The following is a 25652-nucleotide window of genomic DNA, read 5'->3' as shown; positions in this document are numbered from 1 at the left end:
TCCCCCGGGGGGGTGGGGGGGGGTTTGGGAGTGGTGTTTATACAGTTGTAACATCCCCCACCCCAACACCCACCCCCGGCCGAGGTAGGCGAGGACCGCCGGCCGCCGATCACCTGGTGCGCTCAGTGCGGTCGTCGTACTCTTCGCGGGCGCTGATGACTTCTTCGATGTGCAGCACGGACCACTCCGTGAGCGCCTTCAGCGGTTCCCGCAGCGTCTGGCCGAGCGCGGTCAGCTCATACTCCACGTGCGGCGGCACCTCCGGGTAGACGGTCCGGCTGACCAGCCCGTCGCGTTCGAGGGTGCGCAGCGTCTGGGTGAGCATCTTCTCGCTCACGCCTGCCAGCGCCTGCCGGAGCCGGCTGAACCGGGAGGCGCCGTTCCGGCCGAGTTCGCCCAGCACGAGGACCGCCCACTTGCTGCCGATCTGATCGAGCAGGTCCCGCGACGGGCAGCCGCGCTCGTACGGATCGAATGACGAGATGAGCCCGGTCACGTTCTCGGCAGCAGCCATCCGGCTCACCTCATTACTTTCGGTCCGGTAAGTACCCTACCAAGAAGTGGCTACTCCCCAGTGGAGAGTGTCCAGGTCATTCTGGCTTCCGCGGAAGAAAGGAATGACCATCATGTCGATCGTCGTCACCGGAGCCACCGGCCAGCTGGGCAGGCTCACCGTCGAGGCACTGCTACGGCGCGGGATCCCGGCCGCGGACATCATCGCGACCGGCCGGGACATCGCCAGGATCAAGGACCTGGCCGACCGGGGCATCACGGTACGCCGCGCCGACTTCGCGGACACCGACAGCTTGGCCGAGGCATTCGCGGGGGCGGACAGGCTGCTGCTGATCTCGGCCTCGGTCCCCGTGGGCGAGCGGTTCGCCAACCACCGCCGCGTGATCGACGCCGCAGCGTCCACAGGCGTGTCGCTGGTGGCGTACACGAGCACGACGCACGCGGACACGGCCACCACCGTCATCGGCGCCACGCACGGCGAGACCGAGGAGTACCTGCGGGACCGCGGAATCCCCACCGTGGTGCTGCGCAACGGCTGGTACCTGGAGAACTACACCAGCCAACTGCCGCAGATCCTGCAGAACGGCGCCGTCGTCGGCGCCGCGGGCGAGGGGCGGATCAGCGCCGCGTCCCGCGCCGACTACGCCGAGGCCGCAGCGGTCGTCCTCACCGCCGAAGGCCACACCGGCGCCGTGTACGAGCTCGGCGGCGACGAATCCTTCACCCTGACCGAGCTCGCCGCCGCGGTCTCCGCCGCGGCCGGAAAGCAGGTTACCTACGCTGACCTCCCGGTGGCCGACTTCGCCCAGGTACTGGCCGCCGCGGGCCTACCCGCCGAGCTGGCGGAGGTCCTCGCTGACGCCGACCGCGGCATGAACCGCGGCGAGATGTACACCGGCTCCGGCGACTTGCGCCGCCTGATCGGCCGCCCACCCGTGACCCTGGCCGAGGCACTCGAGGTCGCCCTGCATCCCTGAGGTCGAACTCGTGACGTGGCTAGGGGTCGTGAGTGGTAAGGCGAGTTCTAACTCGCCTTACCGCTCACGAGCGGCCGAGGTAGGCGAGGACCGCCATCACGCGGCGGTTCGTGTCGTCCGACGCCGTGATGTCGAGCTTGGCGAAGATGTTCGCGGTGTGCTTGCCCACCGCGCCCTCGCTGAAGTGCAGCTTCGCGGCGATCGCGGCGTTCGAACAGCCTTCCGCCATCAGCGACAGGACCTCGCGCTCCCGCGGGGTCAGCGCGGCGAGGGGGTCCGACGCGTTGCCCGCCACCAGTTTCGCGATCACCTCGGGGTCCATCACCGTGCCGCCGGCGGCGACCCGGCGGACCGCGTCGATGAACTGCTCGGCGTTGAAGACGCGGTCCTTCAGCAGGTAGCCGATCGCGCCCGTGCCGTCGGCCAGCAACTCGCGCGCGTATAGCTGCTCGACGTGCTGGGACAGCACGAGGATCGGCAGGCCGGGCACCTCCCGGCGGGCGTCGAGCGCGGCCTGCAGGCCCTCGTCGGTGTTCGTCGGCGGCATCCGGACGTCCACAATGGACACATCCGGGCGTTCCTTGCGCAGGGCCGCGACCAGTTCCGGGCCGCTGCCGACCGCCGAGACGACGTCGAAGCCGTGGGCGGTCAGCAGGTGGGTCAGGCCGTCTCGGAGGAGGTACTGGTCCTCGGCGACGAGGGTTCGAGGTCGATCTGACACGGGATCTCCAGGGTCGCCTTCGTCGGGCCGCCGATCGGGCTGGTCAGCGTCAACCTACCGTCGAAGCCGCCCAGCCGGCGCTCGATTCCCCGCAATCCCGAACCCCGGGCCGGGTTCGCGCCGCCCGGGCCTTCGTCGGTCACCACCACCGTCAGGAGGTCGTCGGCGAAGGACACCTCGATCGACACCCGCTTCGCGCCGTGCTTCGCCGCGTTGCCGAGCAATTCCGACACCGCGAAGTACACGCACGCCTCCACCGGCTCCTCGACCCGGCCCGGCAGCGAGCCCGTGACCTCGGCCTTCAGCGGGCTGTCCATGGCCAGCGCGCGCACTGCGTCCAGCAGCCCGCGTTCGGACAGCACCGGCGGGTGGATGCCGCGGATCAGCACCCGCAGCTCGGTCAGCGCTTCCGACGACGCCGTCCGCAACTCCGCCGCGAGCCGTTTCGCGGCCGCCGGGTCGGTGTCGACCAGCGCTTCGACCGCGCCGAGCTTCATGCCCATCGCGACCAGCCGCGACTGGATGCCGTCGTGCAGGTCGCGCTCGATCCGGCGCAGCTCCGCCGCCTGCGTCACCGTGACGTCGGACCGGGTCTGCTTCAGCCGTTCGACGCGCTGGGCCAGCCGCGTCGACTCGGTCGGCCCGAACCACACGCGGGCGAAGCGGGCCTGCCGGCGCGCGAGCCACGGCGCAGCTGCTAGGCCGGCGAACACCATCGCCAGCATGACCGGGGTCTGCGCGAGCGCGCCGAGGTGCGTCGACACCGCCGGGAACGGGGACCAGTCGATGCGCGGCGACACGAACAGCCGCCAGATCCAGAGCGCCCCGAGGCCGGTCACGCCCCGGCCGACCAGCGCCACCGTCGGCAGGATCAGGACGAACGAAACCAGCGGGACGAGCAGGCTGCCGGCGAGGTCGCGCCAGGTGGCGCGGTCGCGGTAGACCCACCGCGTGCGGGCGTGCTGGACCGGCCAGAACGGCTCTTCGTACAGCTGCCGGCCGACCTGGTAGAGCCCGTCGGCGCGGGGCACCGGCAGCCCGGGCGGCGGCAGGTACGGCCGCGCGATCTGCACCCCGGTCCAGTTCCCGATCTCGCGGCGCAGGGTGTCCGTGATCGTCCGGTTCGCCAGCACGACCGGCGTGGCCACCGGCATGAAGAAGATCATGACGACCAGCTGGAAGCTCGCGAAGACCAGCTGCACCACCGAAACCGCGAACAGCCCGGCCTGGTGCCCCAGCGCTTCGACGTGCCGGTGCAGCCAGTTCTTGCGAGCCGGATCGGCGGGCGGGCGCGGCCCGATCCACCAGCGCGTCCACCGGCCGTAGCCGCGCAGGACCACCGGGCCGCCGAGGAGGGTGGCCACCGGCAGCAGCAGCGTGCACAGCGGGTTCACCAGCTGCCACAGGAATTCCCGGTTCGTGGCCGGGTCTTCCATCGCCCAGGTGAGCCGGTGCTGCCAGCTGATCCAAAACGCCCGCTTGTAGAGCTGGTTGCCGTCGCGGTACCAGCCGTCGCGCTCCCGCTCGGGCGCCGGCGGCTCGGGCAGGTACGGCGCCTCGATCCCGACGCCGCACCAGCGCCCGGCCAGCACGCGCATGCGCGCCGAGCGGCCACGAGCCCACAGCAGCGTGGGGCCGAAGAAGAAGACCAGCCCGACGCACAGCAACGCGAAGGTGAGCAGCTGGATCAGGACGTCCACCCAGCTGAGCAACGAGAACGCGGCCAGCCCGAACGCCCGGCCGACGGCACGCAGGTACGTCATCCGGCACCTCCTTTCCGGGGAATCCTCGCCGAACCGGCCACGCCACCGCACTGCCCGAAGCCCCACGAACGGGGTGGGCCCAGCCCCACCCCGGCTTCAGCAAAACGCTACCTGAGCTGGGGATTCAGCGTCATACCGCGGACGGCCGCCGGTTCGTAGTTTCGTAGCCATGCCACTCATCGAAGTCACCGACCTCCGCAAGCAGTACGGCAACCGGGTCGCGGTCGACGGCGTTTCGTTCACCGTCGAGCGCGGCGAAATCTTCGGCATCCTGGGGACCAACGGCGCCGGCAAGACGACCACCGTCGAATGCCTCCAGGGCCTGCGCCGGGCCGACGGCGGCACGATCTCCGTGCTCGGCCTCGACCCGGCGGCCGACCACACCGAGCTGACCCGCCGCGTCGGCGTCCAGCTGCAGGAGAGCCAGCTGCCCGCGAAGCTGCGGGTGCGCGAAGCCCTGGAGCTGTTCGCCTCCTTCTACCCGCGGCCCGCCGACATCGACGTCCTGCTCGACCAGCTCGACCTGCGCGACCACGCCCGCAGCTACTTCGGGAAGCTCTCCGGCGGCCAGAAGCAGCGCGTGTCGATCGCGCTGGCGCTGGTGGGGCAGCCGGAACTGGCGATCCTCGACGAGCTGACCACCGGGCTCGACCCGCACGCCCGCCGCGAAACGTGGCAGCTGGTCGAAGGCGTCCGCGCCACCGGCGTGACGGTCCTGCTGGTCACCCACTTCATGGACGAGGCCGAGCGGCTCTGCGACCGCGTCGCGATCTTCGACGCCGGCCGCGTGGTCGCCACCGGCACCCCGACCGAGCTCCGCGCCGCGGCCGGAGCATCCACTTTGGACGACGCGTTCGTCTCGCTGACCAGGAGCGCCCGATGAGCACCTTCACCAAGATCACCGCCACCGAAACGAAGATCTTCCTCCGCTCGCCGTTCATGGCGATCGCCGGCGTCCTGCTGCCGTCGGTCCTGCTGCTCGCGATCGGCGCGATCCCGGGCATGACCAAGCCGAGCGACGCGGCCGGCGGCTACCGGTTCATCGACGCCTGGGTGCCGTCGCTGGTGGTCATCAGCCTGGCGATGCTGGCGCTGCAGTCGATCCCGGCCGCCGTCGCGGCCTACCGCGAGCAGGGCGTGCTGCGCCGGCTGGCGACGACGCCGGTGCACCCGGCGAACCTGCTGGTGGCCCAGCTGGTGATCCACGCCGTGGTCGCGCTGGCGGGGATCGCGCTGGTGCTCGGCCTGGCCAACGCCGTCTACGACGTCCCGCTGCCGAAGCACCCGCTGATGTTCGCGGTGACGCTGCTGCTGGGCGTGGTCTCGACGTTCTCGCTGGGCCTGATCACGGCGTCGATCGCGGGCACGGCCAAGAGCGCGGGCGGCCTGGCGATGATCACGTTCGTCCCGATCATGTTCTTCGGCGGCGTGTACCTGCCGCGGCCGCTGCTGCCGTCGGTGCTGCAGCGGATCGGCGACTACGTCCCGCCGGGGTCGCAGCCCCTGCAGGACACCTGGGTCGGCACGGGCGTCCAGCCGCTGCAGCTGGCGGCGCTGGCCGCGTTCGCGGTGCTCGGCACGGCGCTGGCGGCCCGGTTGTTCCGCTGGGAGTGACCCCTTCCGCCAAAGTGGTGATGATCATCGTTTTCTCTTGTGGCGGCGCCACCCGGCCGGTAGCCAGGAGGGTGGCCCTGCTCAAACTGGAGGTTCGATGTCCCTGGACGTGTCACCCGCGTTGCTGGAGAAGGCCGAGCGAGGCGAGGTCACCGACGCCGAGTTCGTCACGTGCGTCAAGGAATCCCTGCCCTACGCCTGGGCGGTCATCACCGGAGTCATCGCCGACGCCGAGGAAACCGGCTTCGCCGACAACGAGACCCCACCCCCGAGCGAAGCGGCCCGCGGCCAGCTGCTGCGAGCCCTGGCTTCGGACGCCATCCGCGGCGGCCTCGAGCGCCACTTCGGCGTCAAGCTGGCGTTCCAGAACTGCCACCGGGTGGCGGTGTTCCGCCAGTCCGAAGTGGACGGTGAGCGGTACCGGGCGTTCGTCTCGCCGCGGGGTCAGCTGCTCAACCAGAGCCCGGAACTGCGCGACTGCTGACTGGCCGAGCTCTCGCGCCAGGCTTTGACCTCCTGTCCGGATCCAGGTCTCCCCACCTAGGAGGTAGAGGGGACCCCCCGGAACGAACAGGAGTTCGCTGTGCAGCTCGAAGAGTTGAAGTTCCACGCCACGCTGATCCCGCCGGCGACTGCCGCCGGCATGCGCAAGGCGCTCGAAGGCGTCGACCCCGCCGACCGCGTGGCGGTCGAGGAGGCACTGGACCAGTACGACGACCAGCGCATCGCGGCAGCCGAAGCCGTCGGTCAGACGCTGCCGACCGCCGAGTGGCGAGGTCGCGAGATCAAGTGGGATCAGGCGTAGCCGACTCGAGGAGGGCCCCCGGCGTGTTGCCGGGGGCTCGCCTTCAGTTCTGCCCACCTCCTCGGCCTCCTCGGCGGCCCGAACCGACCGGCGGACTACCTGGCCGGGGAAGCGGCCGCTGACCAGGAAGACGCCGAACCTCAAGAACCGAGCCCGGTCAGCAGCCGGGCGATCGGCAGGCCGCTCTCCAGGTACTGCACGAACAGCTCGTTGCTCAGCGCCCCCGGCCCGCGCCGCTGCCGGACCAGGGCGATCGCCGCCGGGAGCTCCAGCCCCAGTTCGACCAGCGCCTGGGCGACCACCAGGCCGGACCGGTTCTGCCCGGCGTGGCAGCGCACGAGAGTCCGCCGCCCCGCGCGGACCGCCTCGGCCGCCAGCCCGGCGAACCGCTCGACCTCACCGATCTGCGCGTCGGTCAGCGGCCCGTCCGGCATCTCGGCGAAGCGGTGCTCGACGCCGGGAGCCGGGCCGTGGCCGTCTCGGTGGTACAGGCTCAGCACGAGGTCGAACTCGCGTCCGACCACCACCGGCTCCTCGCCCGCCGCGCCGACCCGGATGTGCCCGCCCATCCACAGGCCCGGCCGGATCTCGTTCCACGGGTCCACCGGCGGCGGGTTGCCACGATCCTTCTGCCGCGTCTTCACGTCCAGCCCCTCTCCCCGCCAGGAGCAACGGACCGGCCGCCCGGTGGGTTCCGCTCAGTTGACCGCGACCTCGTTGAACCACAGCCGCGGCTCCAGCCACGGGAACACCACGAACATCAGCAGCGCCACCACGCCGAGCACCAGCACGACCGCGATCGTCAGCTTCGCCGCGAACGGGCCCGGCAGCTTCCGCCAGATCCAGGCGTACATCAGGCTTCCCCGATCTTCGACAGCAGGTCGCCGTAGTCCTTGACCTGGTTCTTCGGCACCTGCTGGGTCAGCACCGACGTGATGATGAGCCGCTCGCGGGCGGAGAACTGGGGGTGGCAGGTGGTGAGCGTCAGCAGGGCCGCCTGCTGGGCCTTCGGCAGCGCGTCCGCGCCCTTGTACGGGACCGGGTTGACCGCCGTGCCCTCGCTCGGCAGCACGACCTTGCGGCCGAACGTCTCGCTGTAGGCGCCGCCGTCCTCGGCGTTCGGGTCGCGCAGGGTCGAGACGCCCTTGCACTTGGGGTCGGCGCCCTTGCCGCCCGCCCAGTCCTTCACCTCGTCGTCGTAGGGCAGGACCTTGTAGATGTAGAAGTCGGTGGAGGTTTCGATCACGATCTGGTCACAAGACGAGAGGTTGTCCAGGTCGTTGAACGGGGCACCCTTGCCGACGCGGTGGCCGGCCACGGCGAAGTTGCCGGGCTCGCCGGGCAGCGACGTGCCCTTGTAGTGGCCGGGGCCGACTTCGAGGGCGGCGTCGTCCGTGCCCTCCTGGATCGTGAAGTTGTAGTCGACGCCGAAGGTCGGGATGTGGATGCGCGCGAACGCCTTGCCGTCGACCAGCTCGGGGTGCAGCGTGCGGTCGTGCGCCCACTCGCCGTCGAGCTGGTCGCTCGCCTCGGACTGCTTGCCCGCCGAGAACAGGTCGGTCACGTACAGCTCGTAGACCATGAACAGCAGCACGACCAGGCCGAGCGTGATGAGGATTTCGCCGGCCGTCCGGATCGCGACGCCGCCCTTGCCGAGCGGGGCCGGGGCCGGCTTCTCCTTGGTCGCCGTGCCGCCCTTGCCGACCGGGGCGAAGATGACGGTCTCCTCGTTCGCGCCGGGCGGCGGAGGCGGGCCGGCGTAGCGGCGGGGCGCGGGGCCCGGCGGACGCCGCGGCGGCTGGCCCTGGGGGCCGCGCTGCGGCGGCTGGGGCGGCACCTGGCCGCGCGGGGGCGGGCCGGGACGACGCTGCGGCATGGGCTGACCGGGGTGTCTGCGCCGGTCGTCATCCGGTCCTTCGCGCGTAGCCACGCAAGCTCCTCTCAAGCCGCGTCGAACCCTGGGTGACCCCGTTGTCACGGTCCGGGAAATCCGACCACTCCTGGCCGCTGCTTTCCTGCGGTCGTTTACGTTAACGTGTGCACGTGGCGCTGGTTGCGCACCCTCAGCGGGACATCGCCACCAGACGAGCCCGAAGAGCACCGCGAGGAACACACGATGCCCAAGTCCAAGGTCCGCAAGAAGACCGCTTACACCCCGCCTGCCGACCGGCGCACGCCGGTGAAGGTGCGGGCCGCAGGCCCCACCGGCCTCGCCTGGAAGATCCCCATGTTCGGGCTGATGCTCGTGGGCCTGGTGTGGCTGCTGGTGAACTACATCGCCGGGGACAAGATCTCCTGGATGGCCGACCTGGGCAACTGGAACTTCGCCGGCGGGTTCGCCCTGATGATCGCGGGCCTGCTCATGACCATGCGCTGGCGTTGATAATTACGCCGAACGGCCGCTTGACGTCGAATTACAGCGGTGTGACTCATCCCCAGTGTGGATAACCCCTGTGGATAACTACGCCACCTCTTGGGCGCCCCGCCAGGCGGTTGTGGTATCGGCCTGGGCGGTCACGGCGTTGCTGCTGGCCGGCGTCGTGGCCGACGCGCTGACCGGCGACCGCGGCGGGCTGGTGCTGTTCGCCCTCGCCGCGGTGGCCGTCGGCGCGTTCGCCGTCCACGCCACCGTCGTCCGGCCACGACTGGCCGCCGGCCCCGAGGGGCTGGTGGCCCGGACGCTGGGCGGCACGCACCGGCTGCCGTGGGCGCAGACCCGCACCCGGCTGCGCACCACCCGCCGGATGGGCCGCGACGGCGTCACGCTCGAAATCGAGCACGACGACCAGCTGTACGTCTTCGGGTGGCTGGACCTCGGCGAGGACCCGCGGGACGTCCTGGACGTCCTCAGCACGCTGCGCAGCTAAGCGCAGACGTAGTACCGGCCGAACGGGAACTGGACGAACTGGCAGGTTTCCGGCGAGAACTGCGCGCCCCGGTAGACGATCAGGCCGATGATCGCGACGGTGATGATCCCGATGCCGATCGCCTGCCAGCGCACCTGGCCGACCTCGGGGGCGTAGAGCAGCGCGACGGTGACCAGCGCCCCGGTCACCAGGCCGCCGGCGTGGGCCCAGATCGAGATACCCGGGATGCCGAAGGTGATGAACGCGTTCAGCGCGAGCGTGATGAGCAGGCCGGTGGGGTTGAGCCGCAACTTCAGCACGGTGACCGCGTAGGCGCCCATCAGGCCGAACAGCGCACCGGAGGCGCCCACCGTGCCGGGGTACCCGGAGGGGTTGCCGAACAGCAGCACCGCCGCCGAGGCGCCGAGCATGGAGACGAAGTAGAGCGCCAGGTAGCGGCCGCGGCCGGTGACCTGCTCCAGCGACCGGCCCATCATCCACAGCGAGAACATGTTGACCGCGATGTGGATGGGCCCGTAGTGCAGGAACCCGTTGGTCAGGACGCGCCACCACTCGCCGTGGCCGAGGGTCGCGTCGCCGTAGAGGGCGCCGTGCTGGAACGCCGAAGACAGGTCGTTGTCGTTCAGGCTGCCCGCCTGGAGGACCGTGACCAGGAAGACCAGGACGTTCACCGCGAGGATGACCTGGGTGACGAGCACCGACTGGGACAGCCGCGCGCCGAAGACCGTGCGCTGGCCGAAGCCGGCTTCCTGGTAGCCGCGGTGCTGACGGCGCTGCTGCTGGCCACCGGTGTGCACGCAGTCGGTGCACTGGAAGCCGACGGGGGCATCGCGGAGACAATCCGGGCATGCCGGACGCCCGCACCGGGAACAGCTCAGCCCGGTCGGGCGGTTCGGGTGCCACCAGCACCCGGGCAACGCGGCTTGCTCGGCGGCGGGGTTCGGCGGTTGGTTCACGATGCAACCAACCTACCGAAACCCGGCCGGCTCAGCCTTCGTGGTCGATCGTGACCTTCTCGATGACGACGTCGGTCAGCGGACGGTCCGCCGGCCCCGTCGCGGTCCGGGCGATCGCGTCGACGACGTTGCGCGACTCCTGGTCGGCCACCTCGCCGAAGATCGTGTGCCGGAAGTTTAGGTGCGTCGTCGGCGCGACGGTGATGAAGAACTGCGAGCCGTTCGTGCCGGGCCCCGCGTTGGCCATGGCCAGCAGGTACGGCTTGCTGAACTGCAGCTCCGGGTGGAACTCGTCGCCGAACTTGTAGCCGGGGCCGCCGCGGCCGGTGCCGGTCGGGTCGCCGCCCTGCAGCATGAAGCCGTCGATGACCCGGTGGAAGATCGAACCGTCGTAGAACGGGCCGGAGTTCGTCCCCGCCGCGTTCGGCTGGGTGTACTCCTTGGTGCCCTCCGCGAGCCCGACGAAGTTCGCGACCGTCTTCGGCGCGTGGTCCGGGAGCAGGTTCAGGTGGATGTCACCCTGGTTGGTGTGCAGCGTAGCTTTCACGGACCTCATCGTGCCATCTGCGGCGCAGCTCCGGAAAAAGGGGCACGATAGGTTACGGGTAACAGAGCAGTGTCAAAACGAATGATGAGGTGAAGCCCATGTCCCGGGCGACAGCCCAGGCCGTCGAGACCGCCGACAAACTCGTCACCGAGGGTGTCAAGCAGGGGCGGCGCGCGCAGAAGAAGCTCGCGAAGAAGACGGAACTGACCCGCAAGGAGCTCAAGAAGAGCTCGAAGGCCGCTCGCCAGGAGGCGCTCGCGCGCCTGTCCGAGCTGCGCAAGCCGGGTCGCAAGGCGAAGAAGGCCGCCATCAAGGCCGCGAAGGCGGCCGGCGAGTCGAAGCGCCGCGGCAAGAAGGACTTCAAGGCGGCGAAGAAGGACTTCTACGCCGCGCTGTCCGAGGCCAAGTCGGCCGCCAAGGGCACCCGCAGCCGTCGCAAGTGGCCGTGGCTGCTGGGCCTGGTCGTGGTCGGCGCGGGCGCCGCCTACGCCCTCCGTTCGAAGCAGGAGCCCCCGGTCGCGCCCGCGCCGCCGAAGGCCACCCCGCCTGCGCCGAAGCCCGCCGAAGCGGCGAAGCCGACCCCGCAGGCGAACGGCAAGGCGCCGTCCTCGGCGCCCGCCGAGAAGAAGAACTGAACAAGACGCGAAGAGGCCCCCGGGGGTGCAGCCGGGGGCCTCTTCAGTCGTGCCTGGGAACCGATCAGACAGCAGCGGCGTGCTTGTCGATCAGCTGGCCGAGCCGCGGCAGCGCCTCTTCGACGTTCTTCTTGCCGTTCGGGCGCAGCTTCGAGTAGACCTTCTTGATGCTGTCGCGGCTGCTCTTCTCCGCGCGCGAGTCGGTGACGCTCAGCAGCGCGTCGGAGGCCTCGTCCGAGCGGCTGGACAGGTAGGCGCCGAAGTCGTTGCCGCCCTTGGCGCGGTAGTCACCGTAGAACGGCTCGAGCGCGGAGGCGAAGTCCGGCAGCAGCGTGTCGACGGCCGAGGGGATGATGCCCGGCTTGATCTTCTTGACCGCGGCGAAGCCGGTCTTCACGACGGCACCCGAAACGCCGCCCTTGTCCGAGACCTCGGCGTCGACGAGGGTCTCGAAGTCGGAGACGACAGCCGGGCGACGGCCGGAGTCGAGCAGGATTTCCTTGAGGGTGTCAGCCACGAATCTTGTCCTTTGTCGTTGCAGAGTTGGTGCCCCGCCCCGGGGTGGGGGTCCCCGGTGGCTGCGGTGCGCGAGTCCACGAAGCCTGCGCGTGACGCACAGGGTAATACAAGATCAACATCACTCACCCGTGTGGAGGTCGCTACCTAGAGCTTCAGGGCGGAGATAGTCTTCTTGACCACTGTGCGTGCTTTGACGCTCTGCTTCTGGTTCGTGGTCGCGATGACCGCCGCCGACCCCTTCGCGACCGCGTAGACCGCGCCGTCGTCGGTCGACAAATAGCCCCCCTTCCAGCCGGAAGGGTCGCTCGCCGGGTTGGACGAGTCGACCGGCGCCGCCTTGTTGACCAGCGCCGTCGCCGTTTTGGCGTCCCCGACGTAGACACGGACGGTGAGCTGGATCTTCCCGTCCGGGCGATAGAAGAAGCACGCCGGGTGCGGCTGGTCGGCGGACACGCGCACCTTCGACACGTGCTGGCCGTTCGCCTCGGCCACGACTTCGCTGTCGAGGTACGGGCAGTCCTCGGTCGCGCCCGGCTGGGGATCCGGCGGCAGGCTGCCGGCACCCGCCGCGGTGGACGCGGACGGCGGGCTGGGTGCCGCGGTGCCGGTCACGATGGTGGCGCTGCAGCCGGCCAGCAGGGCCACGGCGGGCGCGAGAAGTACGAGTCGTCGCATAGCGCCGACAGTCAACCACGAAGCATGTGTGAAAACCGCTGGCTGACGTCGGCGTGACGACCGCGCGTGCGACGATGGCCGCGTGCTCACTCCCGAGCAGTACCTCGGCGCGATGGCCGAGCGCATCCAGCGGGCCGGCGGCCGGCTGCACACCGTGCCGATGGGGCCCGCGACGGCCGTCGCCGGCCTGTTCACCGAGTCGGTGCTCCTCACGACGATGAACTACTGCGTCATCGCGGCCGCCTGCCCCGAGGTCTCGGCCGCGGCGCTGTACGACTTCACCGGCCGCGCCACGCAGCACGCCCGCGCGAACCTGGTCGGCACCATGGGCTGGACCGCGGCTTCGGTGGTCATCGCCGGGCTCGTCGGCCAGCGCGTGTACCCGGACGCGGCGCAGGCCGCGTCGGCGAAGTCGGGCAACCAGTTCGGCGGCGAGACGCGGATGGTCGCCGTGGACCTCTCGGCCGGGCAGCTGTACGCGTTCGTCGGCGGCAAGTTCTGGGGTGCGGCCATTCAGGGTTCGGTCAACGCCAAGCTGACGTACTGCTTCCCGCAGCCCGCGGAGGTCTACCAGCAGGTGCAGTGGCAGCAGGCGCAACAGCAACCCCAGCTGCCGATGCCCGCGCCGGCACCGCAGGTTCCGCCCCCGCCGGTCGTCGGCCCGGGCGGCCCGCAGCCGCCGGTCTACCCACCGCCGGGGCACCAGCCCCAGCAGGGCCCGTACGGTTACTGACATGGTGCAGTTGCGCGGCTGGCCGTCGTTCCCCGAAGAACTTCCCGTGTTCACGCCGGAAACGGCGCCGGCGGACCCGCAGGCGCTGTTCCTCGAGTGGCTGAGCGAAGCGGGTGAGCACGTGCTCGCGCCGCACGCCGTCACGCTGTCCACTGTGGACGCCGACGGCGCGCCCGACGCGCGCGTGGTGATCCTCAAGGACGTCGGGCCGGCCGGCTGGGCGGTCGCGACCAGCTCGGAAAGCCCGAAGGGGCTGCAGCTGCGCAAGGACCCGCGCGCGGCGTTGACGTTCTTCTGGCCCGGCCGCGGTCGCCAGGTCCGGCTGCGCGGCCCGGTGTCCCCGGCCGCGCCCGAGGTCTCCGCGGCGGACTTCCTCGCCCGGCCGCCCGCCTCCCGCGTCGAGGCGTTCATCGGACACCAGTCGCAGGTGCTGCACGACCCGGCGGACCTCGCCGCGGCGGCCGCGGAAGCGGAACGCTGGGTCGAAGAGAACCCGGACGTGGCCCCGGAAACCTGGACGCGGTACCTCGTCGACCCGGACGAGGTCGAGTTCTGGCAGGCCAGCCACGACCGGCGGCACGTCCGGCTGCGGTACCGGAAGTCCGACGGCGGCTGGGTCCGCGAGCGCCTCTGGCCGTGACGAGCCGTTCGGGGGTATGCGCGCTCGGCCCGCGTGTGCGCATGATGCAGGTATGCGCTCGAAGATCCTGACCGCCGGGCTGGTCCTGGCGCTGACTGCCGCCCTCGGCGGCGTGGCCGACGCGCGTCCCGGGGGACCGAAGCTGGCGGATCCGCACCCGTGCCCGGGCCAGCCGGGGTTCACGTGCTCGATCCTGACCGTCCCGCTCGACCACACCGGCCGCGTACCGGGCACGATCGGCCTCCCGGTGGCGACGGCGGACAACGTGACCGCGCCCAAGGGCGTGCTGCTGTTCCTCACCGGCGGCCCCGGCCAGGGCGGCGTCGGCACGATCACGCGCATCGCGAAGCAGCGGCTGCCGGAAGTCGCGAAGGACTACCGGATCGTCATGCTGGACCAGCGCGGCACCGGCCCGTCGGGGGCGCTGCAGTGCCCGGGCCTGCAGGCGCAGATGGGCAGTTCGGACATCGCGACGCCGTCCCCTGACGCCGTGCGCGAATGCGCGGCCATCCTCGGCAGGACGGCCCCGCTGTACTCGACCGACCAGACCGTCGCGGACTTCGACCGGCTGCGGCAGGCACTGGGCGTGCCGAAGCTGGTGGTCGACGGCGTCTCGTACGGCTCGTTCACGGCGGCGCGGTACGCGATCGCGCACCCGGACCACGTCAGCAAGGTGATCCTCGATTCGGTGCTGCCGCACCACGCGACGGCGTCGGCTTCCCTGTACCTGACGGGCTTGACGGCGGAGGCCCGCGTGCTGCGCGCGGCGTGCGCGGTGGCCCCGGCCTGCGGCTACGACCCGGCCGAGGACCTGGCGTGGGTGGTCCGCCACCGCGGCACGGCGGACGGCGTCCGGATCTTCGACACGGTCGTGTCGTACGAATTCCTCGACCCGACCTACCGCAACCCGCAGGCGGGCGACATCATCGGCGCCCTCCACGAAGCCCGCGACGGCGCCCCGGCCCGCCTGGACGCCCTGCTGGAGGCGTACAAATCGGGCGGCGACGACCCGGCGTCGTTCAGTGCCGGCCTCCACGCGGCGACGCTGTGCGCGGACCAGCGTTTCCCGTGGGGCTCCGCGGCCACCCCGCTCCCGCTGCGGCAGCCGTTGCTGTCGCTGACCGCCCACACGCTGCCGCCGAGCGCGACCTGGCCGTACACGACGGAGGTGGCGACGCAGCAGGGCTTTATCCAGAGCTGCCTGCCGTGGCCGGCGGAACGCCCGGGGTCGAACCCGGCGGGTCCGCTGCCGAACGTCCCGGTGCTGTTGCTGAACGGCGACCGGGACCTGTCGACGCCGATGGAGTGGGCGCGCGAGGAGGCGGCGCAGGCCCCGCGCGGCCGGCTGGTGATCGTGCCGGGCGAGTCCCACTCGATCCAGAACCGCGAGCGCGGCCACGCGGGCCGGGACGCGGTGATCAGCTTCCTGGGGTCCAGGTGACCGGCAGTTCGTGCACCCCGTAGATGTTCATGTCCGTCCGCAGCTTCACGTCCCCGGCCGGGACCGCGAGGGCCAGGTCCGGGAAGCGGCGCAGCAGGCCGCCGAAGCCGGCGCGCATCTCGATGCGGGCCAGTTGCTGGCCGAGGCACTGGTGGATGCCGTGGCCGAACGCCAGCAGGCCGCGGGCGTTGCGGTGGATGTCCAGCGTGTCCGGGTTCTCGAAGCGGCGGGGGTCGTGGTTGGCGGCCAGCAGTGACACGACCACCGTCGAACCCTTGGTGATCGTTTCGCCGCCGAGTTCGAGGGCCTCCGTCGCGTAGCGGAAGAAGATGTCGGCCACCGACAGGTAGCGCAGCAGTTCCTCCACCGCGCCCGGCAGCAGTTCCGCGTCGGCGCGCAGTTCGGCGGCCTGGTCCGGGTGCTCCAGCAGCGCGAACGTGCCCAGGGACAGCATGTTGGCCGTCGTTTCGTGGCCCGCGAGCAGCAGCAGGAACGCGGCGCCGGTCAGCTCCTCGATCGTCAGGTCGTCGTGGCGGGCCAGGTCGGACAGGATGTCTTCGGCGGGCTCGGCGCGCTTGCTCGTGACCAGCCCGGTCAGGTAGGTGTTGAGCGAGATGTACGCGCCCATCTTCTCCTCGAGCGTCTGCTCCCGGACCATGAACTGGGCCGAGTCGGCCTGGAACTTGTCCCGGTCCGCGTAGGGCACGCCGAGCAGTTCGCAGATCACCAGCGACGGCACCGGGAGCGCGAACTCCTTCACCAGGTCGACCGGCGGGGCCAGCCGCGCGAGGTGGTCCAGCTGCCGCTCGACGACGTCGGCGATGTGCTCCTCCAGCTGCTTCATCCGCTTGACCGTGAAGGCGCCGGTGAGCTTGCGGCGCAGCCGGGTGTGGTCCGGCGGATCCATGGCGACGAACATGCCCGGCATCGGCGGCGACGGCTCGGTCGCGGCCGGCATGCCCGTCTCGTACGGCACGTGGATCACGTCGAGGTCCAGGCGCGAGCTGAACCGCGTGTCGGCCATCAGCTGCCGGACCTCTTCGTAACCGGTGACGAGCCAGCCCTCGTGCCCGTCGGGGAACACCAGCGGGCTCACCGGGCGCGCCCCGCGCAGCCGGGTGACCGCGCTCGGCGGGTCGAAGGGGCCCGCGTCGCGGTCCATGGGGAGTCCGTGCGGGACGTCGACCGTCTGGCTCATCGGCTTTCCTTTCGTGGTGGCTGTGCCGACGACCATCGCCGAGCGGGCTGACACGGGCCTGACACGCCTCGGACACCGCCGATCGTGGCAAGATCGGCGCGTGCGGATCGGGATCCTGGGGCCCTTCGAAGTGCGTGCGGACGACGGCGCGCTCGCCGACGTCCCCGGCGCCCGCCTGCGGGGCCTGCTGGTCGCCCTCGCGCTCGAGCCGGGCCAGGTGGTCCCGAAGGGGACGCTCGTCGACTGGATCTGGGGCGAACACCCGCCCGCGGAGGCGGCGAACGCCCTGCAGCGGCTGGTTTCGCGGCTGCGCAAGGCGCTGCCCGAAGGCTCGGTCGACGGCCGGCCGACCGGCTACCGGCTGGTCGTCGAGCCCGACGCCGTGGACGCCGTGCGGTTCGAACGCCTCGTCGGGCAGGCCCGCAAGGACGACGATCCCCGGCAGCTGCGCGAGGCCCTCGCCCTGTGGCGCGGGTCGGCCATGCAGGACGTCGACCTGCCGGAGAGCGCGGCGTTCGAAGCCGCGGTCACCCGGCTCGAGGGCCTGCGCCTGGCCGCCCTGGAGGACCGGTTCGACGCCGAGGTCCGGCACGGCCACGGCGCGGACCTCGTCACGGAACTGACCGACCTGGTCGCCGCGCACCCCATGCGGGAACGGCTCGTCGCCGCCCTGATGCGCGCCCTCGTCGCGACCGGCCGGGACACCGAGGCGCTGCTCGTCTACGAGCGCACGCGGGAACTGCTGGCCGACTCCCTCGGCGTCGACCCGTCCCCGGAGCTGGCCGAGGTGCACGTCGCGCTGCTGCGCGGCGAACTCGGCCGTCGCGAGGAAACCCGGAAGACCAACCTGCGGGCCGAGCTCACCAGCTTCGTCGGCAAGGACGCCGACGTCGCCGCGGTCCGCGAGCTCGTCGCCGGACACCGGCTCACCACCCTGATCGGGCCGGGCGGCTCGGGGAAGACCCGGCAGGCCACGGAAACGGCGCGCACGCTGCTCGGCGACTTCCCGGACGGCGCGTGGCTGGTCGAACTGGCCGCGATCGGCGCCGACGGCGACGTCGCCCAGGCGACGCTCGGCGCGCTCAAGCTGCGGGACTCGCTCGTCGGCGAGGCACCGGACGCCGAGCCGACGGAGCGGGTCATCGCCGCGCTGCGCGAGCGTTCGATGCTACTGGTCCTGGACAACTGCGAGCACGTCATCGAGGCCGCGGCGACGTTCGCGCACCGCCTGCTCGGAGAGTGCCGGCGGCTGCGGATCCTCGCGACGAGCCGGGAACCGCTCGGCATCACCGGGGAAGCGTTGTGGCAGGTCGCGCCGCTGGTCCTGCCCGCGGAAGACGCGGACGCCGCGGAAATCGAGGCCGCGCCGGCGGTCCGGCTCCTGCGGGACCGGGCCGGCGCGGTGCGCAAGGACCTGGCGACGGACGCCCGCACGCTGGCGCGCGTCTGCCGCGCGCTGGACGGGATGCCGCTGGCCATCGAACTCGCCGCGGCCCGGCTGCGCACGATGTCGCTCGACCAGCTCGCCCACCGGCTCGACGACCGGTTCCGCCTGCTCACCGGCGGCAGCCGGACCGCGCTCCCCCGGCACCGGACGCTGCGCGCGGTGATCGACTGGAGCTGGGAGCTGCTTTCCGACCCCGAGCGCGCCGTGCTGCGCCGGCTTTCGGTGTTCTCCGGCGGCGCGAGCCTGGAGGCGGCCGAGCGGGTCTGCGGCGGCGACGAAGTGCTCGACCTGCTGACCTCGCTGACCGAGAAGTCGCTGGTCGTCATCGTCGGCGACGAGGCACCGCGCTACCGCATGCTCGGCACGATCAAGGAGTACGCGCAGCAGCGGCTCGCGGAGGCGGGCGAGGCCGACGTCACCCGCCGGGCGCACCTCGCGTACTTCACCGAGCTCGCTGAAACCGCGGAGCCGCACCTTCGCCGTGCGGCGCAGCTGGCGTGGCTCGCCATGCTCGAAGCCGAGCACGACAACATCACCGCAGCGATGCGCGGCGCGCTCGCGGCGGGCGAAGCCGAGGAATCGATGCGGCTCGCCGCGGCCGCCGGCTGGTACTGGTGGCTCGGCGGGCACCGCACGGAGGGCAACGAGCTGGTCCTGGCCGCCACCGCCGTCCCGGGCGAGGTGCCGGACGAAATCCGCGGCGTGGTCTACGCGTTCGTCGTCCAGTTCGTGACGTCCGGCCAGCAGAGTGACGAGTTCCGCGCCGAAGAGTGGATCCGCAAGGCGCACGAAATCAGCCGCCGCGTCGAGAACCCGCAGCTGGCGTTGCGGTTCGCCGACGCGCTGGAGCGTCTGCTGCACGGACCGGACGCGGCACTGACGGCGTTCGAACCGCTGCTCGCCGACGAGGACCCCTGGGTGCGCGCGGTCGCCCGGCTGCAGCTGGGCAAGATGCGGATCCAGTTCGGCCACGGCGACCAGGAGGCGGACACGCTCCTCGAGACGGCGGTCGCGGAGTTCCGCGCCCTGGGCGAGCGGTGGGGCATTTCGTTCGCGCTGACCGAGCTGGCGGACCGCATCGCCGCGCGCGGCGAGTTCGCCGGCGCGTGCGAGTACTACGAGCAGGCGATCGAGGTGGTGACCGAGGTCGGCGCCATCGAGGACGTCGTCCGGATGCGGTCCCGGCAGGCCCAGCTGTACTGGCTGCTCGGCGACGAAAAAGCCAGCGAGGCGGCACTGGCCGAGGCGCAGCGGCGCGCCGAGCGCGTCGCCTGGCCGGACGCCCAGGCCGAGCTGGCGCTGGCCAAGGCGGAGCTCGCGCGCTGGCGCGGCGACACGGCGCAGGCCCGCCGTGAGCTCGCCGTCGCCACGGAGATGCTGGGCGAGGACGCCCAGCGAGCGGCCGTCCGGGCGGTGGCCCAGGACCTGCTCGGCTACCTGGCCGAAGACGTCGGCGAAGCGCGTACCCACCACGCGGCCGCGCTGGACGCAGCGGCCGAAGCGGGACACCTGCTCGCGATCGCGCGGGGCCTGGTCGGGCTGGCGGACTGGGCGTCCCGCACGGACCAGGACGCGCAGGCCGCGCGGCTGCTCGGCGCGAGCGCCGGCGTCCGGGGCCTGCCGGACCGTTCGCAACCGGACGTGACCCGGATCGAAGAGACCACACGACGTCGCCTCGGTGACACGAGGTTCACCGAGGCGACGCGCGAGGGAGCGGCGGCGAGCTGGCGGGAGCTGGCCGACGTCACGCTCGCTTCTTGAACGTGGACGAAGCCCACAGGTAGCCGACGACGGCGATCCCGACGCACCAGCCGAGCGCGGCGAGCAGCGTGCCGGTGGCCGGCGCGCCGTTGAGCAGCCCGCGCAGCGTCTCGATGATCGGCGTGAACGGCTGGTACTGCGCGAACTGCTTGAGACCGGGGCCCATCTTGTCCGCGGGCACGATCGCGCTGCTGAAGAACGGCAGCATGACCAGCGGCACCGACGCCAGACCGGCCGTTTCCGGCGTTTTCGCCGCCAGCCCCAGCGCGATCGTGAGCCAGCCGGTCGCGAACCCGAGCAGCACGACGACACCGACGGCGCCCAGCCAGTCGAGGAAGTTCGCCGCCGGGCTGAACCCCAGCAGGAAGGCGACCCCGAGCAGGGCCGCGATGGCCACGAGGTTGGTCAGCACGCTGGCGACGACGTGCCCGGTCAGCACCGCGCCGCGGGAGACGTCCATGACCTTGAAGCGGTTGATGATGCCCTTGGTCATGTCGGAGTTGACGGCGGTCGCGGTGGCGCCGAGCCCGTAGCAGACGGCCAGCAGCATCAGCCCCGGTGTCGCGTAGTCGACGTAGTCCACGCCGACGCTGAACGCGTCCCCGAACATGTAGACGAACATCAGCATGACCACGATCGGCATCAGGACCGCGTTGAAGACGGAGACCGGATTCCGGGCGATGTGCTTGAAGTTGCGGCGCAGCATCACCATCGAGTGGGACTTCATTTCGCGGAAACCTCCGTGGCGTGGCCCGTCAGGGCGAGGAAGACGTCGTCGAGATCGGGGGTGTGGACGGAGAACTCGGCGGCGCTGAGCGCGTACTCGTCGAGCCGGTCCAAAAGGGACCGGAGTGATTTGGTGCCACCGTCACCGGGCACCCGCAGCACCAGCGCCTCATCGTCCTTTGTGGATTCGGCAAGAACGCGCGCGGCAGCGTCGAGTTCGGCGGCGGTGGTGAACCGCAGCCGGACGTGCGTGCCGGGAATCCGGCGCTTGAGCTGATCGGCAGTGCCCTCGGCGACCAGCCGCCCCTGGTCCAGCACGGCGATCCGGTCGGCGAGCTGGTCGGCTTCCTCGAGGTATTGGGTGGTGAGGAAGATGGTGACGCCGTCGGCGACGAGGTCGCGGATGATCGTCCACATGGTCCGCCGGCTGCGCGGGTCCAGCCCGGTCGTCGGCTCGTCGAGGAAGATGATCCGCGGGTTGCCGACGAGCGTCATGGCGAGGTCGAGCTTCCGCCGCATCCCACCGGAGTAGGTGGAGGCGGGCTTGCGCGCAGCGTCGGTGAGTTCGAAGCGTTCGAGCAGATCGGCCACGGACTGCTTCCGGGCACGCCGGTTGAGATCGACCATGAGCTGCAGGTTTTCCTGCCCGGTGAGCAGTTCGTCAACGGCGGCGAACTGCCCGGTGACCCCGATGGCGGCCCGCACGGCCTTGGCCTCGGTGGCCAGATCGTGCCCGGCCACGCGGACGTTGCCGCCGTCGGCCTTGGCGAGCGTGGTGAGGACGTTGACGGTGGTGGTCTTGCCGGCCCCGTTCGGGCCGAGCAGCGAGAAGATGGTGCCGGCTTCGACTTCGAGATCGATGCCGTCGAGGACGGTTTTGTCGTGGTAGGCCTTCCGGAGCCCGGAGGCCGTGATCGCCAGGTCTGTCATGGAAAGGACTTTCGACGGCCGGCCTGACACCGACCTGATCCCGACCTGACACGGCAAGTCAGCGTCCCGGCGCACGAAAAGGGCCAGGTCACACGGTGACCTGGCCCTGGGTACGTCTTCAGGGTGTGGAGCTGAGGGGAATCGAACCCCTGACCCCCGCCTTGCAAAGGCGGTGCTCTACCAATTGAGCTACAGCCCCGGACGCGGGCGGCGCACCGCCCGCGCGGAGGATCAGTTGTGGGAAGCGCCCGCCGGCTTGGCCGGGGTGGTGCCGTTGGTGGAGGGCACCGGAGCGGTCGCCTCGCGCCAGAGGTCGGCTTCGGCCTTGGCCGCCTTGTTGCGCTTGACGACGAACAGAACGCCGCCCGCGATGACGGCGAGTGCCAGCAGCTTCTTCACCGAAGCCCCCTTCTCAGCTTGCTTCCCTTACTCCGCGATGTTACTGCACGGGGCGGGAGCGGGTGGCAGGCACTCGTGGTTCCACGTGGAACCACTGGTAACGCACGTCACACCGGCCGGGAAATACCGGACGGGGTGGCCCTGTTGTACTAACTGGTCGGTGTGCCCACCGTGTCCCCCGGGCCTCACCTCATCGCCTTCGCGGAGTTCCGTACGGCTGGAGCCGCGTCGAGCCACTCGCCGAGAGGCGACCGTGCGGCACGCCGACCGTGCCTGCTCAGCCCTGCCGGCCTTCTCTTCCCGGCAGGGCTGACCTGTAGCACCACCCCCAGCTCCGGCGACTCCCATCGCGTGGCAAAAGACGCGCGGCGGCGGTTCCCGGCCCACTGGTGGAAACCGAACCGGCGGACACCGGGGCTGAGCTGGTGGATCCTGGTGGCAGCGGCCATCGTGGCGGTGGCCGTCGCATGGACGGCAACGAGCTGGCTGCTGAACGAAGCCGACCACGCAACCGACCGAGGCGCCGCCCGCGTCGACGCGATCAAGACCGGCCTCAGCACCACGGGCATTTTCGCGCTCCTGCTCGCCATCCGCCGCCAGAACCACTAGGAGCGCACGGCCGCGGACACGCGCTGGAACGCCTCGGCGAAACGCAGGAGGACCAACGCCCCACGATCGTCAACGTGGTCTGCGCCTACCTGCGGATGCGCTACAAGCTGCCCATTGAGCCACCGGCCGCGGCACCACCGGAGCAGCACGACCGATACGAAGACCGGGTCCAGGAAGCGCAGGTTCGCTTCACGGCGCAGCGCATCCTTCGCCGCCACCGGCAACCGTGAGAAGGCCGAGCCTGTACTGGCCCGACGTCACAATCGACCTCAGCGAAGCCCACCTCCACGCAATGGACTTCTCGTTCGTCGACCTCCAGACGGCCAACCTCACCGGCGCCAGGTTGACGAGCGCCAACCTCACCCCCGCCGAACTCCGGGGCGCCAACTGCGCGAACGCGAATCTGACGGGCGCGGACCTCACGACGGCGAACCTCACGTTCCACCATCCTCAGCGGCGCTGCTGACGGAAGCGAACTTGAGCGAAGCGGACCTGACGGGAGCAAACTGCGCCGCCGCGGACCTGTCCCAGGCCAACCTGACCGACGCACAGGTGTGCTCGGCTACGCGACTGGAGCTGCCGCCGGCTATGGAGTCCGGGATGGCCGGATCGTGCTGAAGCGGGACTTCGAGAACACGTAGTGGGGAAAACGAAAACCCCGACTCGAAAGAGTCGGGGTTCGATGTGGGCCTACCAGGACTTGAACCTGGGACCTCTTCGTTATCAGGGCAGATCACGACAACCTGATCAAGGCGACAGGTCCGCGACCTCGCGGTTCAACGTCCGTAGACATCCGTCAACGACTCCGGCTGATCTCGGCGGTTGTCACTCAGTTTGTCACTCATCGCAGTGAGCGAAGACGGGCGACTTGCAACTCCAGGCGCGGGTCGGACGACGACTTCAAACTCGACGAACTCTTGGGCCCCCGGCGGCGCTGGACGCTGTTGCATTCTGGGCCGGTCCGGCGACTCTAGGTTGCGTCATGGAGATCGGCATGTCGACGAGGGGAGCTCAAACGGTGGGTATTGAAGTTGTGCTGGGTGCTTTGATCGCGTGGGCGGCAGGCAAGGCACGTCGGGCGGGCAAAGCGCTAGACGGTGTGACAGACGAGGTCGTCGACGGTCTCGCGGTGAAGGCGCGGGCGAAAATTTTGGAGCTGGTGCTGGGCAAGGTCGGCGAAACGCCCGCCGTAAAGGCCCTGGAGGCGGAGGTAATCGCGTCAGGGGAAGTGTCGGAGCTGACCAGGACCAAGGTGGAGCTAGCAGTCACGACCGCGGAACGCGATGACACCCAGTTCGCCCAGGCTCTGCAGGCGGCGGTGGCTGAGGCGTTGTCGCAGGGCGGAACGGTAGCGATGCCCGGCGGAACGGTGATCACCGGTACGGCGAGCACCTCAGGATCGGGAGATGCATTCGGTGCGGTGGGAACCGTGTACAAGGGGCAGACACCGGACCCTCACCAGCCGGGCCGGGCTTAGAGCCACCTGCCCCGGCGACCACCCCTGATGCTCACCCTGCGCCGACATCCACAGCGATCAACGGGCGCGGCCAAGCCGGCCCAGGCGGCACCGCGATCGGCGCTGTTGCACAGCTCGTCATCAACTCCGCTGCTGAGCCGGAATCCGCGGCGGTGGTTGAGGCTCTTCACCCTGGCCGGAACACGGGTTTGTTCGTGGGACGCGACGCTGAGGTCCAGCGGTTGCTGAGCCTCCTGGACCTCAGCCAGGCGGAGCAGGACGGCCACACCATGCCTGGTGGCGCGTCGTCGGTGATTGTGTCTGCAGTCTCGGGGATGGGCGGGATCGGCAAGACTGCCCTAGCTGAACACACCGCGTTGCTCGCCGCGGATCGCGGTTGGTTCACCGGCGGAGTCTTGCGAGTCGACCTCCGGGGCTACACACCAGACCGGCCGCCGGTACGGCCAGAACAGACTTATGAGTGGCTGCTGCGAGAGCTGGGCCTGACCGCCGAGCAGGTACCCAGCACCGTCGATGCGCAGGCCAGCGCCTACCACCAAGTCCTCGACCAACTCGCCGCCAGCAACCGACGGGTTCTCCTAGTGCTGGACAATGCCGCTGACACCGCTCAAATTGAAGACCTGCTTCCGCGTCATCCCACGCACCGGGCACTGATCACTACTCGCGACGTCCTGGCACTGCCCCGCGCTCGCCGGATCTCCTTGGACGTCCTTCCCGAACCAGACGCGGTCGAGCTACTGACCCGCCTTTTGCAGGATGCCGGCCCAAAGGACCCGCGCCTAGGCACCGACCAGGCGGCGGTCGTACGGCTGGTAAAGCTGTGCGGATTGCTGCCGTTGGCAGTCGAGATCGTGGCCGCAATCCTGATCGACGAACCGACCCTGCCTTTAGCGGAACTGGCCGCCCAGCTGAACGACGCAGACACCCGCCTGCCCGGCATCACCCACGCTATTGGAGATGTCAAAGCGGTCATCGACTTCTCCTACCGGCGCCTCATCGCCCGCGACCCAGACGCCGCCGCGCTGCTGCCGCTCTTGACAATCAACCCTGGCCCGGACTTCGCCACTGACACAGCTGCAGCCCTCGCCGACGTCGAGGTGGCGTCGGCCGCGCCGCGTTTACGGGTGCTGCGGGCCGCGTCACTGCTGCAGCAAACACCCGCAGGCCGGTGGCGACTACACGACCTGATCACTCTCTACGCCCGCAGCCTCCTCACCCCCGATACCTCCTCCTCAGCCACAACCCGCCTTCTAGATCACTACAGCGTTACCGCGAGCGCGGCCGACGATCACCTGAGGGCGTTGCCCGGGCAGCCGGTCTCAGACCGTTTCGCCAGTCGCCAGGACGCCATGTCCTGGTTCGATTCGGAACACACCAACCTAGTCGCCGCGGTCGCCCACGCCCTCCGCACCGACCACCTCACCTACACCACTTACCTCGCCAGCAGCGTGGCTGCATACCAGTCCTGGCGGCGATACTTACAGGATCGGACCACAGTCGCCATCCACGCTGCCGAGGCCGCTGTCGCCCTCGACGACCCTCGAGTCATCGCCGCAGCGTGGACCAACCTCGGGAACGCACTGCTGGAGGTGCGGCAGTTCGACGAAGCCATCACCACCCACCAGAACGCCCGCGACCTCTTCCACGAACTCGGAGACCGCCACGGCGAAGCCAAGGCCTGGATCAACCTCGGTGCCGC

32 protein-coding genes and 1 tRNA gene are annotated in these 25652 nt (G+C 70.4%); 17 read left to right on the top strand and 16 right to left on the bottom strand.

Annotated elements, in window-relative coordinates; all coding sequences use genetic code 11:
* Window positions 1–109 precede the first annotated feature (109 nt).
* Entirely contained in the window at window positions 110–514 is a 405-nt protein-coding gene (locus AB0M93_RS21915; RefSeq protein ID WP_364276007.1) for a helix-turn-helix domain-containing protein, read from the bottom strand.
* Between the two features lie 112 nt (window positions 515–626).
* Here AB0M93_RS21915 and AB0M93_RS21910 point away from each other — a divergent pair, with 112 nt between their 5' ends.
* A complete protein-coding gene (locus AB0M93_RS21910) occupies window positions 627–1490 on the top strand; it encodes an SDR family oxidoreductase (RefSeq protein WP_364276006.1) in 864 nt (287 codons plus the stop codon).
* Between the two features lie 64 nt (window positions 1491–1554).
* Here AB0M93_RS21910 and AB0M93_RS21905 read toward each other — a convergent pair whose 3' ends face one another.
* Window positions 1555–2211, bottom strand: a complete 657-nt coding sequence (locus AB0M93_RS21905; protein WP_364276005.1) for a response regulator transcription factor — start codon at window positions 2209–2211, stop codon at window positions 1555–1557.
* A complete protein-coding gene (locus AB0M93_RS21900; RefSeq protein ID WP_364276004.1) occupies window positions 2151–3974 on the bottom strand; it encodes a histidine kinase in 1824 nt (607 codons plus the stop codon). The genes AB0M93_RS21905 and AB0M93_RS21900 overlap by 61 nt, the downstream gene beginning before the upstream one ends.
* Window positions 3975–4143: 169 nt before the next feature.
* Here AB0M93_RS21900 and AB0M93_RS21895 point away from each other — a divergent pair, with 169 nt between their 5' ends.
* The 4 genes from AB0M93_RS21895 (at window position 4144) to AB0M93_RS21880 (ending at window position 6393) form a co-directional block, all read left to right on the top strand.
* A complete protein-coding gene (locus tag AB0M93_RS21895) occupies window positions 4144–4857 on the top strand; it encodes an ABC transporter ATP-binding protein (RefSeq protein WP_364276003.1) in 714 nt (237 codons plus the stop codon).
* Window positions 4854–5588, top strand: a complete 735-nt coding sequence (locus tag AB0M93_RS21890; RefSeq protein ID WP_364276002.1) for an ABC transporter permease — start codon at window positions 4854–4856, stop codon at window positions 5586–5588. Before AB0M93_RS21895 ends, AB0M93_RS21890 begins: the two co-directional genes overlap by 4 nt.
* 97 nt (window positions 5589–5685) lie before the next feature.
* Window positions 5686–6072: an SCO5389 family protein gene (locus AB0M93_RS21885; RefSeq protein ID WP_364276001.1), complete on the top strand. Its 387-nt coding sequence runs from the start codon at window positions 5686–5688 to the stop codon at window positions 6070–6072.
* Window positions 6073–6171: 99 nt separating this feature from the next.
* Window positions 6172–6393: a hypothetical protein gene (locus AB0M93_RS21880; protein ID WP_364276000.1), complete on the top strand. Its 222-nt coding sequence runs from the start codon at window positions 6172–6174 to the stop codon at window positions 6391–6393.
* Window positions 6394–6533: 140 nt separating this feature from the next.
* On the opposite strand, the gene AB0M93_RS21875 is transcribed toward AB0M93_RS21880, so the two are convergent.
* Genes AB0M93_RS21875 through AB0M93_RS21865 form a run of 3 tightly spaced genes read right to left on the bottom strand, consistent with a single transcriptional unit; the run spans window position 6534 to window position 8269 of the window.
* Window positions 6534–7037: a protein phosphatase gene (locus AB0M93_RS21875; protein ID WP_364275999.1), complete on the bottom strand. Its 504-nt coding sequence runs from the start codon at window positions 7035–7037 to the stop codon at window positions 6534–6536.
* A gap of 54 nt (window positions 7038–7091) precedes the next feature.
* Window positions 7092–7247 (bottom strand): hypothetical protein, encoded by a 156-nt coding sequence (locus AB0M93_RS21870; protein ID WP_043787019.1) that lies wholly within the window; start codon window positions 7245–7247, stop codon window positions 7092–7094.
* Window positions 7247–8269: a class E sortase gene (locus AB0M93_RS21865; RefSeq protein WP_364275998.1), complete on the bottom strand. Its 1023-nt coding sequence runs from the start codon at window positions 8267–8269 to the stop codon at window positions 7247–7249. Before AB0M93_RS21865 ends, AB0M93_RS21870 begins: the two co-directional genes overlap by 1 nt.
* A 240-nt stretch (window positions 8270–8509) precedes the next feature.
* On the opposite strand from AB0M93_RS21865, the gene crgA reads away from it, so the two are divergent.
* Together crgA and AB0M93_RS21855 are read left to right on the top strand one after the other, a co-directional pair.
* Window positions 8510–8776 (top strand): cell division protein CrgA, encoded by a 267-nt coding sequence (gene crgA, locus AB0M93_RS21860; protein ID WP_033261030.1) that lies wholly within the window; start codon window positions 8510–8512, stop codon window positions 8774–8776.
* A 112-nt stretch (window positions 8777–8888) separates the two neighbouring features.
* Window positions 8889–9260, top strand: a complete 372-nt coding sequence (locus AB0M93_RS21855; protein ID WP_364275997.1) for a PH domain-containing protein — start codon at window positions 8889–8891, stop codon at window positions 9258–9260.
* Here AB0M93_RS21855 and AB0M93_RS21850 read toward each other — a convergent pair.
* Entirely contained in the window at window positions 9257–10057 is an 801-nt protein-coding gene (locus AB0M93_RS21850; protein ID WP_364275996.1) for a rhomboid family intramembrane serine protease, read from the bottom strand. The genes AB0M93_RS21855 and AB0M93_RS21850 overlap by 4 nt on opposite strands.
* 190 nt (window positions 10058–10247) lie before the next feature.
* Window positions 10248–10772: a peptidylprolyl isomerase gene (locus AB0M93_RS21845; RefSeq protein WP_364275995.1), complete on the bottom strand. Its 525-nt coding sequence runs from the start codon at window positions 10770–10772 to the stop codon at window positions 10248–10250.
* Window positions 10773–10861: 89 nt separating this feature from the next.
* Here AB0M93_RS21845 and AB0M93_RS21840 point away from each other — a divergent pair, with 89 nt between their 5' ends.
* Window positions 10862–11398, top strand: coding sequence for a hypothetical protein (locus AB0M93_RS21840; RefSeq protein ID WP_364275994.1), 537 nt, complete (start codon window positions 10862–10864; stop codon window positions 11396–11398).
* Window positions 11399–11462: 64 nt separating this feature from the next.
* Here the strand turns inward: AB0M93_RS21840 and AB0M93_RS21835 are convergent, their stop codons facing one another.
* Window positions 11463–11915: a hypothetical protein gene (locus AB0M93_RS21835; protein ID WP_364275993.1), complete on the bottom strand. Its 453-nt coding sequence runs from the start codon at window positions 11913–11915 to the stop codon at window positions 11463–11465.
* Window positions 11916–12061: 146 nt separating this feature from the next.
* On the bottom strand, window positions 12062–12592 hold the full coding sequence (locus AB0M93_RS21830) for a DUF2020 domain-containing protein (protein ID WP_364275992.1): 531 nt from the start codon (window positions 12590–12592) through the stop codon (window positions 12062–12064).
* 82 nt (window positions 12593–12674) lie between these two features.
* Here AB0M93_RS21830 and AB0M93_RS21825 point away from each other — a divergent pair, with 82 nt between their 5' ends.
* The 3 genes from AB0M93_RS21825 to AB0M93_RS21815 are packed head-to-tail and all read left to right on the top strand — an operon-like array spanning window position 12675 to window position 15406.
* Window positions 12675–13325, top strand: coding sequence for a hypothetical protein (locus tag AB0M93_RS21825; RefSeq protein ID WP_364275991.1), 651 nt, complete (start codon window positions 12675–12677; stop codon window positions 13323–13325).
* A gap of 1 nt (window position 13326) precedes the next feature.
* Entirely contained in the window at window positions 13327–13965 is a 639-nt protein-coding gene (locus AB0M93_RS21820) for a pyridoxal 5'-phosphate synthase (protein WP_364275990.1), read from the top strand.
* A gap of 52 nt (window positions 13966–14017) precedes the next feature.
* Window positions 14018–15406, top strand: coding sequence for an alpha/beta fold hydrolase (locus AB0M93_RS21815; protein WP_364275989.1), 1389 nt, complete (start codon window positions 14018–14020; stop codon window positions 15404–15406).
* On the opposite strand, the gene AB0M93_RS21810 is transcribed toward AB0M93_RS21815, so the two are convergent.
* Window positions 15384–16604: a cytochrome P450 gene (locus AB0M93_RS21810; protein ID WP_364275988.1), complete on the bottom strand. Its 1221-nt coding sequence runs from the start codon at window positions 16602–16604 to the stop codon at window positions 15384–15386. The two genes, AB0M93_RS21815 and AB0M93_RS21810, sit on opposite strands and share 23 nt — an antisense overlap.
* 100 nt (window positions 16605–16704) lie before the next feature.
* Between AB0M93_RS21810 and AB0M93_RS21805 the strand changes: the two genes are divergently transcribed.
* Window positions 16705–19812 carry a BTAD domain-containing putative transcriptional regulator gene (locus tag AB0M93_RS21805; RefSeq protein WP_364275987.1) on the top strand — a complete coding sequence of 1036 codons (3108 nt, stop codon included), beginning with the start codon at window positions 16705–16707 and terminating at the stop codon, window positions 19810–19812.
* On the opposite strand, the gene AB0M93_RS21800 is transcribed toward AB0M93_RS21805, so the two are convergent.
* The 4 genes from AB0M93_RS21800 to AB0M93_RS21785 all read right to left on the bottom strand — a co-directional run bounded on the left by AB0M93_RS21800 (window position 19796) and on the right by AB0M93_RS21785 (window position 21867).
* Complete coding sequence (locus AB0M93_RS21800) at window positions 19796–20539, bottom strand: ABC transporter permease (protein WP_364275986.1); 744 nt, start codon at window positions 20537–20539, stop codon at window positions 19796–19798. The genes AB0M93_RS21805 and AB0M93_RS21800 overlap by 17 nt on opposite strands.
* Window positions 20536–21468 carry an ATP-binding cassette domain-containing protein gene (locus tag AB0M93_RS21795; RefSeq protein WP_364275985.1) on the bottom strand — a complete coding sequence of 311 codons (933 nt, stop codon included), beginning with the start codon at window positions 21466–21468 and terminating at the stop codon, window positions 20536–20538. The genes AB0M93_RS21800 and AB0M93_RS21795 overlap by 4 nt, the downstream gene beginning before the upstream one ends.
* Window positions 21469–21594: 126 nt before the next feature.
* Window positions 21595–21667 (bottom strand) — tRNA-Ala (locus AB0M93_RS21790).
* Between the two features lie 32 nt (window positions 21668–21699).
* Entirely contained in the window at window positions 21700–21867 is a 168-nt protein-coding gene (locus AB0M93_RS21785; RefSeq protein WP_003100602.1) for a DLW-39 family protein, read from the bottom strand.
* Between the two features lie 351 nt (window positions 21868–22218).
* On the opposite strand from AB0M93_RS21785, the gene AB0M93_RS21780 reads away from it, so the two are divergent.
* Complete coding sequence (locus AB0M93_RS21780) at window positions 22219–22476, top strand: hypothetical protein (protein WP_364275984.1); 258 nt, start codon at window positions 22219–22221, stop codon at window positions 22474–22476.
* Here AB0M93_RS21780 and AB0M93_RS21775 read toward each other — a convergent pair.
* On the bottom strand, window positions 22473–22694 hold the full coding sequence (locus AB0M93_RS21775; RefSeq protein ID WP_364275983.1) for a hypothetical protein: 222 nt from the start codon (window positions 22692–22694) through the stop codon (window positions 22473–22475). The two genes, AB0M93_RS21780 and AB0M93_RS21775, sit on opposite strands and share 4 nt — an antisense overlap.
* A gap of 8 nt (window positions 22695–22702) precedes the next feature.
* Here AB0M93_RS21775 and AB0M93_RS21770 point away from each other — a divergent pair, with 8 nt between their 5' ends.
* The 4 genes from AB0M93_RS21770 to AB0M93_RS21755 all read left to right on the top strand — a co-directional run.
* Window positions 22703–22942 (top strand): pentapeptide repeat-containing protein, encoded by a 240-nt coding sequence (locus tag AB0M93_RS21770; protein WP_364275982.1) that lies wholly within the window; start codon window positions 22703–22705, stop codon window positions 22940–22942.
* Between the two features lie 11 nt (window positions 22943–22953).
* The gene (locus AB0M93_RS21765) at window positions 22954–23094 is read left to right on the top strand and encodes a pentapeptide repeat-containing protein (RefSeq protein ID WP_364275981.1); all 141 of its coding nucleotides are present in this window, start codon (window positions 22954–22956) and stop codon (window positions 23092–23094) included.
* Between the two features lie 364 nt (window positions 23095–23458).
* On the top strand, window positions 23459–23953 hold the full coding sequence (locus AB0M93_RS21760; RefSeq protein ID WP_364275980.1) for a hypothetical protein: 495 nt from the start codon (window positions 23459–23461) through the stop codon (window positions 23951–23953).
* A gap of 221 nt (window positions 23954–24174) precedes the next feature.
* On the top strand, window positions 24175–25652 hold a 1478-nt coding region (locus AB0M93_RS21755), incomplete at its 3' end, for an NB-ARC domain-containing protein (protein WP_364275979.1).

Source organism: Amycolatopsis sp. NPDC051102 (assembly GCF_040682815.1).
Taxonomy (GTDB): Bacteria; Actinomycetota; Actinomycetes; order Mycobacteriales; family Pseudonocardiaceae; genus Amycolatopsis.
This window is presented reverse-complemented; position numbering and strand designations above follow the sequence as displayed.

Bases quoted from the DNA above. Each gene is read 5' to 3' on its own strand.
- AB0M93_RS21915 (WP_364276007.1), bottom strand. From the start codon at position 514: ATGGCTGCTGCCGAGAACGTGACCGGGCTCATCTCGTCATTCGATCCG.
- AB0M93_RS21910 (WP_364276006.1), top strand. From the start codon at position 627: ATGTCGATCGTCGTCACCGGAGCCACCGGCCAGCTGGGCAGGCTCACC.
- AB0M93_RS21900 (WP_364276004.1), bottom strand. From the start codon at position 3,974: ATGACGTACCTGCGTGCCGTCGGCCGGGCGTTCGGGCTGGCCGCGTTC.
- AB0M93_RS21895 (WP_364276003.1), top strand. From the start codon at position 4,144: ATGCCACTCATCGAAGTCACCGACCTCCGCAAGCAGTACGGCAACCGG.
- AB0M93_RS21890 (WP_364276002.1), top strand. From the start codon at position 4,854: ATGAGCACCTTCACCAAGATCACCGCCACCGAAACGAAGATCTTCCTC.
- AB0M93_RS21885 (WP_364276001.1), top strand. From the start codon at position 5,686: ATGTCCCTGGACGTGTCACCCGCGTTGCTGGAGAAGGCCGAGCGAGGC.
- AB0M93_RS21870 (WP_043787019.1), bottom strand. From the start codon at position 7,247: ATGTACGCCTGGATCTGGCGGAAGCTGCCGGGCCCGTTCGCGGCGAAG.
- AB0M93_RS21865 (WP_364275998.1), bottom strand. From the start codon at position 8,269: ATGCCGCAGCGTCGTCCCGGCCCGCCCCCGCGCGGCCAGGTGCCGCCC.
- crgA (WP_033261030.1), top strand. From the start codon at position 8,510: ATGCCCAAGTCCAAGGTCCGCAAGAAGACCGCTTACACCCCGCCTGCC.
- AB0M93_RS21845 (WP_364275995.1), bottom strand. From the start codon at position 10,772: ATGAGGTCCGTGAAAGCTACGCTGCACACCAACCAGGGTGACATCCAC.
- AB0M93_RS21840 (WP_364275994.1), top strand. From the start codon at position 10,862: ATGTCCCGGGCGACAGCCCAGGCCGTCGAGACCGCCGACAAACTCGTC.
- AB0M93_RS21830 (WP_364275992.1), bottom strand. From the start codon at position 12,592: ATGCGACGACTCGTACTTCTCGCGCCCGCCGTGGCCCTGCTGGCCGGC.
- AB0M93_RS21820 (WP_364275990.1), top strand. From the start codon at position 13,327: ATGGTGCAGTTGCGCGGCTGGCCGTCGTTCCCCGAAGAACTTCCCGTG.
- AB0M93_RS21815 (WP_364275989.1), top strand. From the start codon at position 14,018: ATGCGCTCGAAGATCCTGACCGCCGGGCTGGTCCTGGCGCTGACTGCC.
- AB0M93_RS21810 (WP_364275988.1), bottom strand. From the start codon at position 16,604: ATGAGCCAGACGGTCGACGTCCCGCACGGACTCCCCATGGACCGCGAC.
- AB0M93_RS21800 (WP_364275986.1), bottom strand. From the start codon at position 20,539: ATGAAGTCCCACTCGATGGTGATGCTGCGCCGCAACTTCAAGCACATC.
- AB0M93_RS21795 (WP_364275985.1), bottom strand. From the start codon at position 21,468: ATGACAGACCTGGCGATCACGGCCTCCGGGCTCCGGAAGGCCTACCAC.
- AB0M93_RS21760 (WP_364275980.1), top strand. From the start codon at position 23,459: ATGGAGATCGGCATGTCGACGAGGGGAGCTCAAACGGTGGGTATTGAA.